This is a genomic window from Curtobacterium sp. ZW137 (assembly GCF_003762905.1).
GTDB lineage: Bacteria > Actinomycetota > Actinomycetes > Actinomycetales > Microbacteriaceae > Curtobacterium.
The window spans coordinates 26,999-40,814 of the sequence record NZ_RJKS01000004.1; the positions used below are offsets into that span (position 1 = coordinate 26,999).

The window sequence follows — 13,816 nt, forward strand, 5'->3', positions numbered from 1 at the left end:
CGGCTTCAGGTGGTTTTCGGGTGCTGTGCCAGCCGTGGCAGCGGCTGTGGAGCTGAGGGGTGGAGACCCGGGGCGCGCCCTGCGGACGCGCCCCGGGCCTCCAGGCTGGGTGTGGATCAGCCGTTCGCCTGGGACACCTGGTCCTGGGCGGTCTGGAGCGCGGACTTGATGTCAGCAGTGGACACGGTGCCACCGGTTGCCATCTTGGCGAACATGTCGTTCATCGCCTTGCCGACCGTGGACTCGAACTGGTCCTCGGCGGGCACCAGCGGGAGCGGCTTCGCCTTGTTGTTGTAGATGTCGAGGAACGTCTTCGTCTGCTCGTCGGTGACCGAGTCAGCCGCAGCAGCGAGCACCGGCAGCGCCGAGTACGGCTTGTCGAGCGTCGTCTGCGTGGATGCGCTGGTCATGTACTTGACGAACTTGAGGGCGCCGTCCTTGTTCTTCGTGTTCTTGAAGATCGACAGGTTGATGCCGGCGGGGAAGGACGCGATGTCCTTCGCGCCGGTCGGGGCGGGGAGTGCCACGACGCCGTACTCGTCCGACTTCATGCCGAGCGACTCGATCGTCGCGTTCGCGTTGTTCTGGTTGAGGATGAACGCGGCCTTCTTGTTCGCGAAGTCCGTCACCGACTGGGTGGCGTTGTCGTACTGCGCGTTCGACGGGTTCGCGACCTTGGAGACCTGCATGAGGTCGAGGTAGCGCTTGATGCCGTCGACGTTCGCCTTGGACGTGAAGGTCGGCTTGCCGTCCTTGTCGAACCACTCGCCACCGTTCTGGGCCGAGTTGATGAACGCGAAGTGCGAGTTCTCCGTGTACGAACCGCCGGCGAGGCTGAACCCGTAGGTGCTGCCGGTGGTCAGCTTCTTGGCGTCGGTGACCAGGTCCTCCCACGTGGTGGGCGGGGTGATCCCGGCGTCCTTCAGCATCGCCTTGTTGTAGTACAGGCCGTAGGCGAGGCCGTAGAGCGGGACGCTCGTGACGGTCTTGCCGGGGGCGCCACCGGTCGAGAGCGCGACCTTGCCGAACTTGTCGGACCCGCCGATCGCCTTCATCTCCGAGGAACCGAACTCCTGGAAGGCGCCGGTGGCCTGGAGCGAGGTCGCCCACGTGTTGCCGATGTTGACGACGTCCGGGCCCTGGCCCGAGGTGACGGCGGTCTGGATCTTCGTCTGCAGGTCGTTCCACCCGATGACCTGGAGGTTGACCTTGATCCCGGTCTCCTTGGTGAACTTCTTGAGGACGGGGGTCAGCACCTCCTTGTCGTTCTGGAGGGACGTGCCCTGGTTCGACGCCCAGTAGGTGAGCGTCTTGGAGTCGCCGGAGGAACCGGACGACCCGGAGGAGCAGGCTGCGAGGCCGGTCACGGTGAGTGCCGCGGCCGCGGTGATGGCCAGTGCGCGGATGGCAGTGCGCATGACTCTCTACTTTCTCGTCGTTGAGATGGTGCAGTGGGTGGTGCTTCGGGTACTTGCTGTGTGGTGTTGCGGGTCAGACCAGGGTCTGCCCCGCGGTCCCGCAGGTCAGACCAGGGTCTGCTCTGCGGGGTCCCAGCCCTCGTCGAGGGTCTGGGAGGGCGACACGGTGCTCGCAACGAGCACCGCCTCGCCACGTTCGGCGCTCTCGGCGATGGAGACCATCACGTCGAGGGCGTGGAAGGCGAGCGCACCGGGAACCCGGTTCGTCTCGCCCGCACGGAGGGAGCGGGCCAGGTCGACCACGCCGGTGCCGCGCGAGTAGGTGGAGCCGACGGCCGCGATGGTCTCGGGCTCGTCGGCACCGAGCGAGTACAGCTCGGTGTCGCCGTCGAAGTTGTTCGGGTCCGGGAACACGACGGTCCCGGTCTCACCGGCGATCTCGACGACACCGGTGCGGCCGCGGTCGGACTCGAACGAGAAGACGCTCTGGGCGCTCCCGCCGTTCTCGAACTCGATGAGGGCCGAGTGGTTCGTCGGGACCTCGACCGGGAACTCGGTGCCGGCCTTCGGACCCGAGCCGATGGTCCGCGTGGCACGCGACTTCGACGAGGTCGCGGTGACCTTGGCGACCGGGCCGAACACCTGCACGAGGGTCGTGATGTAGTACGGGCCGATGTCGAACAGCGGGCCGGCGCCGTAGGCGAAGAGGAACTCGGGGCTCGGGTGCCAGGACTCCGGGCCGGGGCTCTGGAAGAGCGTCAGGCCGTTGAGGGGCGTGCCGATCCGGCCGTCGCGGATGGTGCGGAGCGCGGTCTGCAGGCCGGCGCCGAGGAACGTGTCCGGGGCGACGGAGACCGTGAGGCCGGCGGCAGCTGCGGCGTCGCGGAGCTGCGCGGCGCTCTCGCGGTCGAGAGCGTAGGGCTTCTCGCCCCAGACGTGCTTGCCGGCGGCGATGGCCTGCAGGGCGACCTCGACGTGGGCGGCCGGGATGGTCAGGTTCACGACGATCTCGATGTCGTCGTCGGCGAGGAGCTCCGCCACCGAACCCGAGCGAGCGACGCCCCACTTGGCGGCCTGCTCCGCGGCGCGGGGCTCGTCGATGTCGGCGATGAAGCGGACCTCGACGTCGGGGAAGACGGTGAGGTTGCCGAGGTACTGGTCCGAGATGACCCCGGCGCCGATGACGCCGACGCCGACCGGGCCGGTCTTGGTGGACTTGCTGACCGCGGGGGTCACAGCGGTGTCGGTCATGCGTTGGCTCCCTGCAGGAAGGTGTAGGAGTCGGCGACGGCCTGGAACACGTCACCCTCGTGGTCGTCGAGCTCGATAACGTGCAGCGCGTTCGGCGCCGCCGCGATGATCTCGCGGATCGGCATGATGCCGTTGCCGACCGCGACCTGCTTCTTGTCGTCGTGCGAGCCGTCGCCGTCCTTGACGTGCAGGAACTGGACCTTGTCGCCGAGCTGCTCGATGACGGCCACCGGGTCGTCGCCGCCGACCTTCACCCAGTACGTGTCGAGCTCGAGCACGACGTCGTCGGACAGCGCGCCGGCGAAGACCTCGTAGGCGCTGACGCCGTCGATGCGGTTCGAGAACTCGAACGCGTGGTTGTGGTAGCCGATGGTCAGACCGTGGTCCGCCGCACGCGGGGCCAGTGCGCTGAGTTCGCGGGCGATCGCCTCGACGTCCTCGCGGGTGGTCCAGCGGGCCTCGTCGATGTGCGGGTCGATCAGCGTCTCGGTGCCGATCGTCGCCGTGGCGTGGAAGATGCGCTCGAGGTCCTGCTCGCCCGCGTCCAGCAGCCGGGCGTGGCCGCTCGGCGCGGCGAGGCCGGCGTCCTTCAGTGCGGCTGCGTACTCGTCGGCGCGGTCCACGTAGCCGAAGAGTTCGACGTTCGTGAATCCGATGCCGGCGATGCGCTGCAGGGTGCCGGGCAGATCGGCACTGAGCGCGTCGCGGACCGTGTAGAGCTGGACCGAAAGCGGTTGGGTCACCAGGTTCTCCTCATCGAGTGGTGTGGTCGACGTCGACCGTGCGTCACACTACGAGGACTTCTGTCGGCGGTCAAGCAGAAGTTCGCAAATCTTCGACGGACTTCGTTGCGCGTCTCGTTCGATGTGTGTTTCACTCCCTCCATGGTCGACTTGACACGGACGGCAGCGTCGCCTCCGGTCGGGACGAGCGAGCTCTTCCAGATCCTCCGCGACGGTGTGCCGCGGACCCGGGCAGAGCTCGCCGCACTGACAGGGGCAGCACGCTCGACGATCGGCGTGCGCCTCGACGCCCTCAGCGAGGTCGGACTGGTCGGTCCGGTCCAGACGGCCGCGTCCACCGGCGGCCGCCCGCCGGCGCAGGTCGCCCTGCGCCCGACGTCACGCCTGGTGATCGCCGCCGACCTCGGCGCCTCCCACGGACGCGTCGCCGTCACGGACCTCGTCGCCGCGCCGCTCGCCACCCGCGAGGCACGCATCGACATCGCCGCCGGCCCGGTCCCCACGCTCACCTGGCTCGTGCAGGCCATCGACGAGCTCCTCGACGAGGTCGGCCGCGCCCGCGACGACGTCATCGCGATCGGCATCGGCGTCCCCGGACCGGTCGAGTTCTCCACGGGCCGACCGGCGAACCCGCCGATCATGCCCGGGTGGGACGGCTTCGACGTCCCCGCGTGGCTCCGGCAGCACATCCAGGCGCACGTCCTCCTCGACAACGACGTGAACATCGCCGCGCTCGGCGAGCGGGAGCACGGGTGGCCGGACGTCGACCACCTGCTGTTCGTCAAGGTCGCGACGGGCATCGGCTCCGGGATCGTGTCCGACGGCACCCTCCAGCGCGGCGCGCAGGGCACGGCGGGCGACATCGGCCACGTCCGGGTCTCGCGCGCCGGCGACATGCCGTGCCACTGCGGCAACACCGGCTGCCTGGAGGCGGTCGCGTCCGGCCCGGCGATCGCCCGTGCGCTCCGCGCCAGGGGCCACGACGTGCACACCAGCGCCGACGTCATCGAGCTGGTGAACCGGTCGGACCTCGACGCGATCGGCGCCGTGCGGCAGGCCGGTCGGGACATCGGCGAGGTCCTCGCGACGTGCATCTCGCTCATCAACCCGTCGGTCATCGTCCTCGGCGGTTCGATGACGCAGGCCGGGGAGCACCTCCTCGCCGGTGTGCGAGAGGTGGTCTACTCCCGCTCGATGCCGCTCGCGACCGAGCACCTGGTGATCGCGCCGTCCCGGGCGGGCGGCATCGCGGCACTGCAGGGAGCGGCGGCGCTGGCGATCGGCTACGCGCTCTCCCCCGCCGGGGTCGACGAGCTCGTCGCGTTCGCCGAGGGGCGCGAGCTGGTCTCCTGACCACGCGGTCCGGCGCGGCGCGGTGCGCCGGTTTCGTCCTGACGGTGGTCGGGGTGAGAATCGACGGGTGACGATCGTGCAGCCCACCCTGTGGGGCGACAGCCTGGAGGCCGTGCCCGGCCCGGGTGCGTCGGCTGCGGCCGTCCACGACACCTTCACCGCCCTGCGCGGCCACTCGGAACGGATCGTCGCGCACTCGTCCGACCGGGTCGCCTGGCTCCGCGCCCGCGCCGCCGGCATCACCGCCACGGACGTCGCCCGGCTCGCGTCCCTGCGGGCGGTCGAAGCGGTCGTGATGGACAAGCGCTACGGGTCCCGGTTCTCCGGCAACGCGTACACCGAGCACGGCAAGGACCGCGAACCCGTCATCGCCGCGTGGGTCGCCGCCACACACGGCATCCTCCCGTCGGCGCACCTGTTCCACGCGGCCGCGAACCGCGCACACCTCGCCACCCCCGACGGCGTCGGCCACGACCGTGACGGCCGGCTCCTGCTCGCCGAGATCAAGACGACCTCGACCGGCTGGAAACGCGTCCCCCGGCACTACCTCCGGCAGGTCTGGTGGCAGCAGTACGTCCTCGGCGCCGAGCGCACCCTGTTCGTCTGGGAGCACCACGACGACTTCGTGCCGATCGCCGACGAGCCCGAGTGCCGGTGGATCGACCGCGACGACGACCAGATCCGCGGCCTCATCACCCTCGCGGACATGGTGCTCGACCGGCTCCGCAACGCCCGCTCGTAGTCCCCCTGGACCAGCCCGGCCCGTGCGTCGTATGCTGACCTCCACAGCAGCCCCGGACCCCGGCCGCAGTCATCACTCCACGTGCTCCGACGTCGTCGGCGTGCGTGGTTCGAGCTGGCCGAGTGCTCCTGATCCGTCCTCGACCGGTAGACCCGTCGTGTCCCGGAGTGCAACGGAGCGCCCCGTCCATCGGACACCGCGGGAGGGTGCACCCCGCGTCCAGGGGGACGGTGCGGACTGCACCCCGGGTCGGCGGAGTCCCGGACCCGACGGGGCTCCGCCGGTTCCCGGTGACGCCACCGCGTCGGCGGCTCCCGGTGACGCCACGGCGTCGCTCAGAGCTTGACCAGACGGAGCCGGCTCATGCCGACCACCAGGACGCCCATCAGCGCGATGAAGACCGCCACCCCGAGCGAGTACAGCGCCACGACGCCGTAGCCCTGCGCCGGGTCGAGGAACGGGTACGGCACCCAGCCGTCGGTCGCGCCGCGGATCAGGATGACGACGAGCCACACCGCCGGGTAGAGCAGGAACCACCAGACGTGCCGGAGCAGGAGCTTCGCACGGTCGGAGAAGAGCAGCCAGTCGAGCACGGCGTACACCGGCAGGATCTTGTGCAGGACGTCGTTCGACCACTGCACGGTGAACGAGTTGTCGAGGGCGGCGTTCACGAGCAGGGTGTTGTAGACGATTCCCGTGGTGGCGATGTACACCGTCGCGGCGCCGCGGAACACCGAGACCCCGAGCCCGTCGCGCTTCCGTCGCGCCGCAGCCACCAGCGTGATCGCGAACGCCGCGGCGATGAACACGTTCGACTGGATCGTGAAGTAGCCGAAGAAGTTGAAGAAGGCGTACGTGGGGCTCCCGACGCTCCGGATGAACTGCGCGACGATCGCGGCGACGACGGCGATCACGGCGATGAGCCGCAGGGCGTTGACCAGGGTGCGCACGATGCAACGCTACCGGGCGGTGCCGCGCCGCGCCGTGGACGCAGCAAGGCCCGCACCGAAACCGGTGCGGGCCTTGCTGGAGCAGATCAGATCAGATCGATCAGATGCCGTTGACGCCCAGCGGGATGGGTCCTGTGAACCCTGTGCCGAAGGTCGTCAGATGCTGTTGACGTCGAGCGGGATGCCCGGGCCGAAGGTCGTCGAGACGGCGCCCTTCATGACGTAACGGCCCTTCGAGGCGGACGGCTTGAGGCGGTTGATCTCCTCGAGCGCGGTCGTGATGTTCTCGTCGAGCTGCTCCGGGGTGAACGAGGCCTTGCCGACGACGAAGTGCACGTTGGAGTGCTTGTCGACGCGGAACTCGATCTTGCCGCCCTTGATGTCGTTGACGGCCTGCGCGACGTTCGGGGTCACGGTGCCGGTCTTCGGGTTCGGCATGAGGCCACGCGGGCCGAGCACCTTGCCGAGACGACCGACCTTGCCCATGAGCTCCGGGGTCGAGACCGCGGAGTCGAACGAGGTGTAGCCCTCGGCGACCTTCGCGATGAGCTCGTCGCCACCGACCTCGTCGGCGCCGGCGGCGATGGCGGCCTCAGCCGCGGCACCCGTCGCGAAGACGATGACGCGGGAGGTCTTGCCGGTGCCGTGCGGCAGGATGACGGTGCCACGGACCATCTGGTCCGCCTTGCGGGGGTCGACGCCGAGCTTGAGCGCGACCTCGACCGTGGAGTCGGTCTTCGCAGAGCCGGTCTCCTTGGCCAGGGCGACGGCCTCGGTCGGGGTGTAGAACTTGTCGGCCTCGATCTTCGCGGCCGCGGCCTGGTAGGCCTTGGACTTCTTCGCCATGGTGGTCTCCTTGCGAGATACGTGGTTGGCGAGCCGGCGAGGCTCTCCCACGGAAGTGTTGGGGGTGTGGACCTGAGTGGGGTGAGGCTTACGCCTCGACCGTGATGCCCATCGAGCGAGCAGTGCCGGCGATGATCTTCGCGGCCTGGTCGATGTCGTTGGCGTTCAGGTCGGCCTGCTTGGTCTCGGCGATCTGACGGACCTGGTCCATCGAGATCTTCGCGACCTTGACCGTGTGCGGGGTCGCGGACCCCTTCTGCACACCCGCAGCCTTCTTGATGAGCTCAGCAGCCGGCGGGGTCTTGAGGACGAACGTGAACGAACGGTCCTCGTAGACGGTGATCTCCACCGGGACGACGTTGCCGCGCTGCGACTCGGTCGCGGCGTTGTACGCCTTGCAGAACTCCATGATGTTCACGCCGTGCTGACCGAGCGCCGGACCGATCGGCGGGGCCGGGTTGGCGGCTCCCGCGTTGATCTGCAGCTTGATCAGGCCCGTGACCTTCTTCTTCGGTGCCATGTCTGTTTCCTCCTGGTTGCGAACGCACGGGGATCCGTGCACTCTCCCGCGTGGTCGGCGGATCCGACTCGCGGTGACGAGCCCGACGCACGAGGCGTTCGGACCCAAACTCGATGAGTGTAGTCGATCTTTCGGAGCGCTACAGCTTGGTGACCTGGTCGAAGCTGAGCTCGACCGGGGTCTCGCGCTCGAAGAGCGAGACGAGGACCGTGAGCTTGCCGCTCTCCGGCTTGATCTCCGAGATCGACCCGGGCAGACCCGCGAACGAGCCTTCCTTGATGGTGATCGTCTCGCCGACCTCGAAGTCGACCTCTGCCGCCGGCTGGGCCTGCGTGAGGCCGGAGCCCTTGCCGCCCTTGGTGGGCGCTGCCTCCGCGACCTGGACGAGCGACTTCAGCATGCCGAACGCCTCGTCGAAGCGGAGCGGCGTGGGGTTGTGCGCGTTGCCGACGAAGCCGGTGACACCCGGGGTGTGCCGGACGACGGACCACGAGTCCTCGTTGAGGTCGAGGCGCACGAGCACGTAGCCGGGGATCCGGACGCGCGTGACGAGCTTGCGCTGACCGTTCTTGATCTCGACGACGTCCTCCATCGGGACCTCGACCTGGTAGATGTAGTCCTCCATCGACATCGACACCATGCGGTTCTCGATGTTCGACTTCACGCGGCGCTCGAAGCCCGCGTAGGAGTGGATGACGTACCACTTGCCCGGCTTCATCCGCAGCTCGGCCTTGAATGCCTCGTACGGGTCGACCTCGGCCTCTTCGGCCTCGTCGTCGCCCTCGGCCGCGTCACCCTCGGCGTCGTCCTCGAGCGCGTCCGCGGCTTCCTCGGCGGCGATCGTGGCGTTCGCCTCGTCGGCGGACTCTTCCTCGAGCTCGGACTCTTCTTCGTCCTCGACGGCCTCGACGGCGGCCTCTGCCTCGTCGGCGGTGTCGATCTCGAGCGCGTCGTCGACGACGGCGTCGGCTTCGGCGTCGCGGGACTCGGCGAGGGCGGTCAGCGTCTCGTCGATGCCGTCGACGTCACCGTCGTCGGGCTCGGCGCTGAGGCCGAGGGACTCGTCGTCCTCGTCCTCGACCTCGATCGCACGCTCTTCGGCGGACTCGGCCGAACGGAGCTCGCCCGTCTCGACGTCGCCTTCCTGGTTCTCTTCCACCTCGGAGGACTGCTCTGCAGCGGTCGCGAGGTCGATGTCGTCGCGGGAGTTGTCAGACACTGTCGGTTCTTTCCGTTCGGTGGTGCGGATCGGGTTGGCGTTCGGCCCTGGTGACTGTACGTGCACGGTCCGTCGGCGGGATCTTCGATCTGCGCCGGAGATGAACCGGGCGGCCTGCCAGTGGTGGTCGGGTGGCTGACCCGATCAGGCGGTCGGGCCGTTGCCGAAGACGTAGCCGACGCCGAGGCCGAACACGAAGTCGAGCACCGACACGAGGATCATCATCACGACGACGAACACCAGCACGACGCCGGTGTAGCTGAAGAGCTCCTTGCGGGTCGGCGTCACGACCTTGCGCAGTTCGCCGATCACCTGGCGGATGAACAGGGCGATGGCAGCGAAGGGACCGCGGCGCCCGGCCCGGTCGTGCTTCGCCTTGGCGACGACGTCATCCGCCGTCGTCTCCATGTCTTTGCTCGCCAACTTCTACCCTTCCAGAGTTGCAGGGCGGACAGGACTCGAACCTGCAACCTGCGGTTTTGGAGACCGCTGCTCTACCAATTGAGCCACCGCCCTTCAGAAGGAGAGACCTTCTGTGTGGCACGGTTCCGCTACCAGCGGGCCGTGACCACCGCAGACGAGTGTACGGGAGTGCGTCACACGGTGTCCACTTGAGGGGTGCTCCGGCGTGCCGCGCCGATAGGCTTGGCCCGTGAGCACCGCAGCCGAAGGCCCCGAGTCCACCACCACCCAGCGTCCCCGGATCGCGTCCCGCATCGCCGCGATCGCGGAGTCCGCGACGCTCAAGGTCGACGCCAAGGCGAAGGCCCTCAAGGCCGCCGGACGCCCGGTGATCTCCTTCGCCGCCGGCGAGCCGGACTTCGCGACGCCCGGGCATGTCGTCGACGCCGCCGTCGCCGCCGCCCAGGACCCGAAGAACCACCGCTACACGCCCGCGACGGGCCTCCCCGAGCTCAAGCAGGCCGTCGCGGAGAAGACCGCCCGCGAGTCCGGCATCACCGTCGACCCGTCCCAGGTGATCATCACCAACGGCGGCAAGCAGGCCGTCTACCAGGCGTTCCAGACCATCGTCGACGCCGGCGACGAGGTCATCCTCCCCGCCCCCTTCTGGACCACCTACCCCGAGGCGATCCGGCTCGCGGGTGGCGAACCCGTCGAGGTCTTCGCCGGCAGCGACCAGGACTACCTCGTCACGGTCGAGCAACTCGAGGCAGCGCGCACCCCGAAGACCAAGGCACTGCTGTTCTGCTCCCCCTCGAACCCGACCGGCGCCGTGTACTCCGCCGAGCAGACCCGCGCCATCGGCGAGTGGGCGCTCGAGCACGGCATCTGGGTGATCAGCGACGAGATCTACCAGGACCTGGTCTACGACGGCATCGCGTTCACCGGCATCCTCGACGCCGTCCCCGCACTCGCCGACACCACCATCCTGGTGAACGGGGTGGCGAAGACGTACGCGATGACCGGGTGGCGGGTCGGCTGGTTCATCGGCCCGGCCGACGCTGTGAAGGCCGCGTCGAACCTGCAGTCGCACCTGTCGTCGAACGTCTCCAACGTCTCGCAGCGCGCCGCGATCGCCGCACTCACCGGCCCGCAGGAGCCGGTGACCGCCATGCGCGAGGCGTTCGACCGCCGCCGCAAGGCGATCGTCGCGGGGCTGAACGCGATCCCGGGCTTCGTGACGCCGACGCCGGAAGGCGCCTTCTACGTCTACCCCGACGTCACGGCGCTGCTCGGCCGCGAGTGGGCCGGTTCCACGCCCACCACGACGCTCGAGCTCGCGGACCTCATCCTCGAGCACGCCGAGGTCGCGGTCGTCCCCGGAGAGGCGTTCGGTCCCTCCGGCTACCTCCGGCTGTCGTACGCGCTCGGCGACGACGACATCGCCGAGGGCGTCGCACGCCTGGCGGCGTTCTTCGCCTAGCGGTCCTCCCCGAAGACGACAGTCCCCGTCCGACTTCCGGACGGGGACTGTCTCGTTCCGGCACGAGACGGTGCGGACGGCACGGCCGGGAGGCCCGGTGCGGGTCAGGCGAGCAGGTCGCCGACCACGACGGGTTCCGGCACGAGCGTCACTCCGAAGCGGTTGAGGACGCTCACCTGGACGAACCGGGCGAGCTCCGCGACCTGTGCCGCGGTGGCGCCGCCCCGGTTGGTGAGCGCGAGCGTGTGCTTCGACGAGATCCCCGCGCGGGACCCCGCGAGCGCGTACCCGCGGTGCACCCCGGCGCGCTCGATGAGCCAGGCGGCGCTGAGCTTGACGTCGTCGCCGGCGGGCCAGCGCGGCGCGTCGGCGGGCAGGGACTCGGCGAACCCCGCGGACACGATCGGGTTCGTGAAGAAGGACCCCGCGCTCCGGGTGTCCGCGTCGCCGGCGTCGAGGACCATGCCCTTCGAGGCACGGAGCGCCAACACCGTCGATCGGATCTCGGCCGGGGCGACGCGGGCGCCGAGTTCGACCCCGAGCGACCCGGCGAGCTGGGCGTACCGCACCGGGACTCCCCCGTCGGTGTCGGTGCCGAGCGCGAACTCCACGGTGAGGACGACGCCGCGACGCCCGTGCTTCAGTGTCGAGGTGCGGTAGCCGAGCGCCAGCTCGGATGCCGGGACCCACGCGCGCTCCCCCGATTCCGCATCGAGGAACTCGACCCGGGTGAGCACGTCGGAGAGCTCGACCCCGTAGGCGCCGATGTTCTGCACGGGGGACGCACCGATGGTGCCCGGGATGCCGCTGAGGGCCTCCAGGCCGGTCCACCCGTGCTCGACGGTCGACGCGACGAACGCGTCCCAGGGTTCGCCGGCGGCGACCCGGACGGTGACGCCGTCCGCGGTCTCCTCGTGCTCCACACCGCGGGTGCGGACCAGGACGACCGTGCCGTCGAAGCCGGCGTCCGCGACCAGCAGGTTGCTCCCGCCGCCGACGACGAGCCAGTCGTCGTCGGACCAGGCGTCCTGGACGTGCGCGACGAGCTCGTCGGTGGTCTCGGCGACGAGCAGCCGTGACGCCGCCCCGCCGACGCCGAGCGTCGTGAGGTCCGCGAGGACGGTCGATGCCACGGTCAGTGGAACGCCACCGTGACCTGCGCCTTGCCGAGCACGGTCTGCCCGGCGGCGGTCACGGTGAGGTCGATGCGCTGCGGACGGCCCTCGTCGTCGACGGTCCCGACCTTGGCGACGACGCCGACGGACGCGCCCTGCTCCGGGTCGACGACGACGGGACGGGTGAAGCGGACGCCGTACGAGCGCACCCAGCCGCGGTCGCCGAGCCACTCGGAGACCGGCTGGACCGCGAGGCCCATCGTGAGCATGCCGTGCGCCAGGACGCCCGGGAGCCCGACGGACGCGGCCACGTCGTCGCGGTAGTGGATCGGGTTGAAGTCACCCGAGGCACCGGCGTAGCGGACGAGCGAGTCACGGGTGATGTGCACGTCGCGCTCGGCGACGATCGTGCCGACCTCGGTCACGGGGACGGTCTGTGCGCGCTGCGCGGCCTGGGCGGTCATGCGTCATCTCCTCGGACGACGAGGGTGGACGTTGCCGTGACGACGTGCTCGCCGTGCGCGTCCACCACGGCGGACTCGGCGGTGACCATCGCGTTGCCGCCGAGGGTCTTGACGCTCGTGACCGTCAGGGTCGCGGTGAGCTCGTCGCCGGCGACGATCGGGCGGTCGTAGGTGAACTTCTGCTCACCGTGCACCACGCGGGAGAAGTCGATGCCGGCGTCCGGCTCCGCGAGGAGCTGCGCGAGCGTGGCTTCCTGCACGACGACCGCGAAGGTGGCCGGTGCGACGACGTCGTCGTACCCGGCGGCACGGGCGGCGTCGGCTTCGTGGTGGATCGGGTTCGTCGCGAACGTGGCGCGGGCGAACTCGCGCACCTTCTCACGACCGACCAGGTACGGCGGGGCCGGCGGGAACGTCCTGCCGACGAGCTCGGGGTTCACTGACACGACGGGCAGTCTACCGACGCCGGGTCCGCACTCGGGGTGCTCGCCGTCACCCTTGTGGTTCATGAGTATGCATCGGCTATGCTGTTCATCCGGCGCCGGGGGGCGCGCTCGTCTTCGAGGGGGATGCAAGTGGACAGCACGATCGAGTTCGCCGTGCACACCGGTGACCGGTACACGGCGATGGAGCTCGCGGGGGCCGCGCTGCGCTCCGCGGGACACCGGGTGGACGCGACGCCGGGGGCCATCGTCGCGGAGTCCGGGAACCGGCTGCTCACCGTGCTCCTCGGCGCACTCGTGCACCCGTCGCGGGAGTACCGCCGCTACGAGCTCGTCGTCTCCACGTTCGGGGGTCGCTCCACGCTGACGCTGCGGCACGCGGCGCCCGGCACGGCCGTGGCGGGCGGGTCGATCGGCGCCGCGCGGCGGCGGGCGGGGTGGCACCACGTCACCGGGCTCGTCGAGGGGGCGCTCCGCGCCGCCGGCGTGCTCGTCGCGCCGCCGCGGTAGCGCTGCCGCGAGCCGCGCGGGCGCTGCCGCGAGCCGCGCGGGCGCTGCCGCGAGCCGCGGGCCGCGCGGCCGCTGCGCTCGCGCCGGGCCGTTCGCACCGGGGCCGTTCGCACCCCGAGCGACAAGTCACGGCGGAATGCGCCGCGCATCTGGCTGCACGCTGTCGCTTTCGTCGCGGGCGGCTCCCCGAGACGGACAGCGCCGAGACGGACAGCCCCCGGAAACGACGAAAGCCCGGCGCGGACGCCGGGCTTGCGGTAGCGAGGGCGGGACTTGAACCCGCGACCCCACGATTATGAGTCGTGTGCTCTAACCAACTGAGCTACCCCGCCACAGATCCGGCGATGAGTTCTCGCC

At 69.9% G+C, this 13,816-nt stretch carries 15 protein-coding genes and 2 tRNA genes; 4 read left to right on the top strand and 13 right to left on the bottom strand.

Annotated elements, in window-relative coordinates:
- Positions 1-116 precede the first annotated feature (116 nt).
- The 3 genes from EDF55_RS13395 to EDF55_RS13405 form a co-directional block, all read right to left on the bottom strand.
- Positions 117-1,418 (bottom strand): sugar ABC transporter substrate-binding protein, encoded by a 1,302-nt coding sequence (locus EDF55_RS13395; RefSeq protein ID WP_123655482.1) that lies wholly within the window; start codon positions 1,416-1,418, stop codon positions 117-119.
- Positions 1,419-1,523: 105 nt separating this feature from the next.
- Complete coding sequence (locus EDF55_RS13400; RefSeq protein WP_123655483.1) at positions 1,524-2,669, bottom strand: Gfo/Idh/MocA family protein; 1,146 nt, start codon at positions 2,667-2,669, stop codon at positions 1,524-1,526.
- Positions 2,666-3,412: a sugar phosphate isomerase/epimerase gene (locus tag EDF55_RS13405; RefSeq protein ID WP_123655484.1), complete on the bottom strand. Its 747-nt coding sequence runs from the start codon at positions 3,410-3,412 to the stop codon at positions 2,666-2,668. Before EDF55_RS13405 ends, EDF55_RS13400 begins: the two co-directional genes overlap by 4 nt.
- Before the next feature lie 141 nt (positions 3,413-3,553).
- On the opposite strand from EDF55_RS13405, the gene EDF55_RS13410 reads away from it, so the two are divergent.
- Positions 3,554-4,765, top strand: a complete 1,212-nt coding sequence (locus EDF55_RS13410) for an ROK family protein (RefSeq protein WP_185017393.1) — start codon at positions 3,554-3,556, stop codon at positions 4,763-4,765.
- 163 nt (positions 4,766-4,928) lie between these two features.
- Positions 4,929-5,507: a YqaJ viral recombinase family protein gene (locus tag EDF55_RS13415; RefSeq protein ID WP_243698278.1), complete on the top strand. Its 579-nt coding sequence runs from the start codon at positions 4,929-4,931 to the stop codon at positions 5,505-5,507.
- 335 nt (positions 5,508-5,842) lie between these two features.
- On the opposite strand, the gene EDF55_RS13420 is transcribed toward EDF55_RS13415, so the two are convergent.
- The 6 genes from EDF55_RS13420 to EDF55_RS13445 all read right to left on the bottom strand — a co-directional run bounded on the left by EDF55_RS13420 (position 5,843) and on the right by EDF55_RS13445 (position 9,558).
- Positions 5,843-6,457, bottom strand: a complete 615-nt coding sequence (locus tag EDF55_RS13420) for a Pr6Pr family membrane protein (protein WP_123655486.1) — start codon at positions 6,455-6,457, stop codon at positions 5,843-5,845.
- 156 nt (positions 6,458-6,613) lie between these two features.
- Positions 6,614-7,303, bottom strand: coding sequence for a 50S ribosomal protein L1 (rplA, locus tag EDF55_RS13425; RefSeq protein ID WP_123655487.1), 690 nt, complete (start codon positions 7,301-7,303; stop codon positions 6,614-6,616).
- 88 nt (positions 7,304-7,391) lie between these two features.
- Positions 7,392-7,823, bottom strand: a complete 432-nt coding sequence (rplK, locus tag EDF55_RS13430; RefSeq protein ID WP_056118868.1) for a 50S ribosomal protein L11 — start codon at positions 7,821-7,823, stop codon at positions 7,392-7,394.
- A 139-nt stretch (positions 7,824-7,962) separates the two neighbouring features.
- A complete protein-coding gene (gene nusG / locus EDF55_RS13435; RefSeq protein ID WP_123655488.1) occupies positions 7,963-9,042 on the bottom strand; it encodes a transcription termination/antitermination protein NusG in 1,080 nt (359 codons plus the stop codon).
- A gap of 144 nt (positions 9,043-9,186) precedes the next feature.
- Complete coding sequence (secE, locus tag EDF55_RS13440) at positions 9,187-9,450, bottom strand: preprotein translocase subunit SecE (protein ID WP_311316796.1); 264 nt, start codon at positions 9,448-9,450, stop codon at positions 9,187-9,189.
- A gap of 35 nt (positions 9,451-9,485) precedes the next feature.
- Positions 9,486-9,558: transfer RNA gene (locus EDF55_RS13445), tRNA-Trp, on the bottom strand.
- 187 nt (positions 9,559-9,745) lie between these two features.
- Here EDF55_RS13445 and EDF55_RS13450 point away from each other — a divergent pair.
- The gene (locus tag EDF55_RS13450; RefSeq protein WP_395867809.1) at positions 9,746-10,927 is read left to right on the top strand and encodes a pyridoxal phosphate-dependent aminotransferase; all 1,182 of its coding nucleotides are present in this window, start codon (positions 9,746-9,748) and stop codon (positions 10,925-10,927) included.
- A gap of 104 nt (positions 10,928-11,031) precedes the next feature.
- Here the strand turns inward: EDF55_RS13450 and EDF55_RS13455 are convergent, their stop codons facing one another.
- From EDF55_RS13455 to EDF55_RS13465, 3 genes are read right to left on the bottom strand one after another with little or no spacing between them, the layout of a single operon-like run.
- Positions 11,032-12,060, bottom strand: a complete 1,029-nt coding sequence (locus tag EDF55_RS13455) for a UDP-N-acetylmuramate dehydrogenase (RefSeq protein WP_243698235.1) — start codon at positions 12,058-12,060, stop codon at positions 11,032-11,034.
- A gap of 2 nt (positions 12,061-12,062) precedes the next feature.
- Positions 12,063-12,506, bottom strand: a complete 444-nt coding sequence (locus EDF55_RS13460) for a MaoC/PaaZ C-terminal domain-containing protein (RefSeq protein WP_123655491.1) — start codon at positions 12,504-12,506, stop codon at positions 12,063-12,065.
- Positions 12,503-12,952 (bottom strand): MaoC family dehydratase N-terminal domain-containing protein, encoded by a 450-nt coding sequence (locus tag EDF55_RS13465; RefSeq protein ID WP_123655492.1) that lies wholly within the window; start codon positions 12,950-12,952, stop codon positions 12,503-12,505. The genes EDF55_RS13460 and EDF55_RS13465 overlap by 4 nt, the downstream gene beginning before the upstream one ends.
- A 129-nt stretch (positions 12,953-13,081) precedes the next feature.
- On the opposite strand from EDF55_RS13465, the gene EDF55_RS13470 reads away from it, so the two are divergent.
- Positions 13,082-13,459 carry a hypothetical protein gene (locus EDF55_RS13470; RefSeq protein WP_123655493.1) on the top strand — a complete coding sequence of 126 codons (378 nt, stop codon included), beginning with the start codon at positions 13,082-13,084 and terminating at the stop codon, positions 13,457-13,459.
- Positions 13,460-13,717: 258 nt separating this feature from the next.
- On the opposite strand, the gene EDF55_RS13475 is transcribed toward EDF55_RS13470, so the two are convergent.
- Positions 13,718-13,791: transfer RNA gene (locus EDF55_RS13475), tRNA-Met, on the bottom strand.
- Positions 13,792-13,816: the final 25 nt, after the last annotated feature.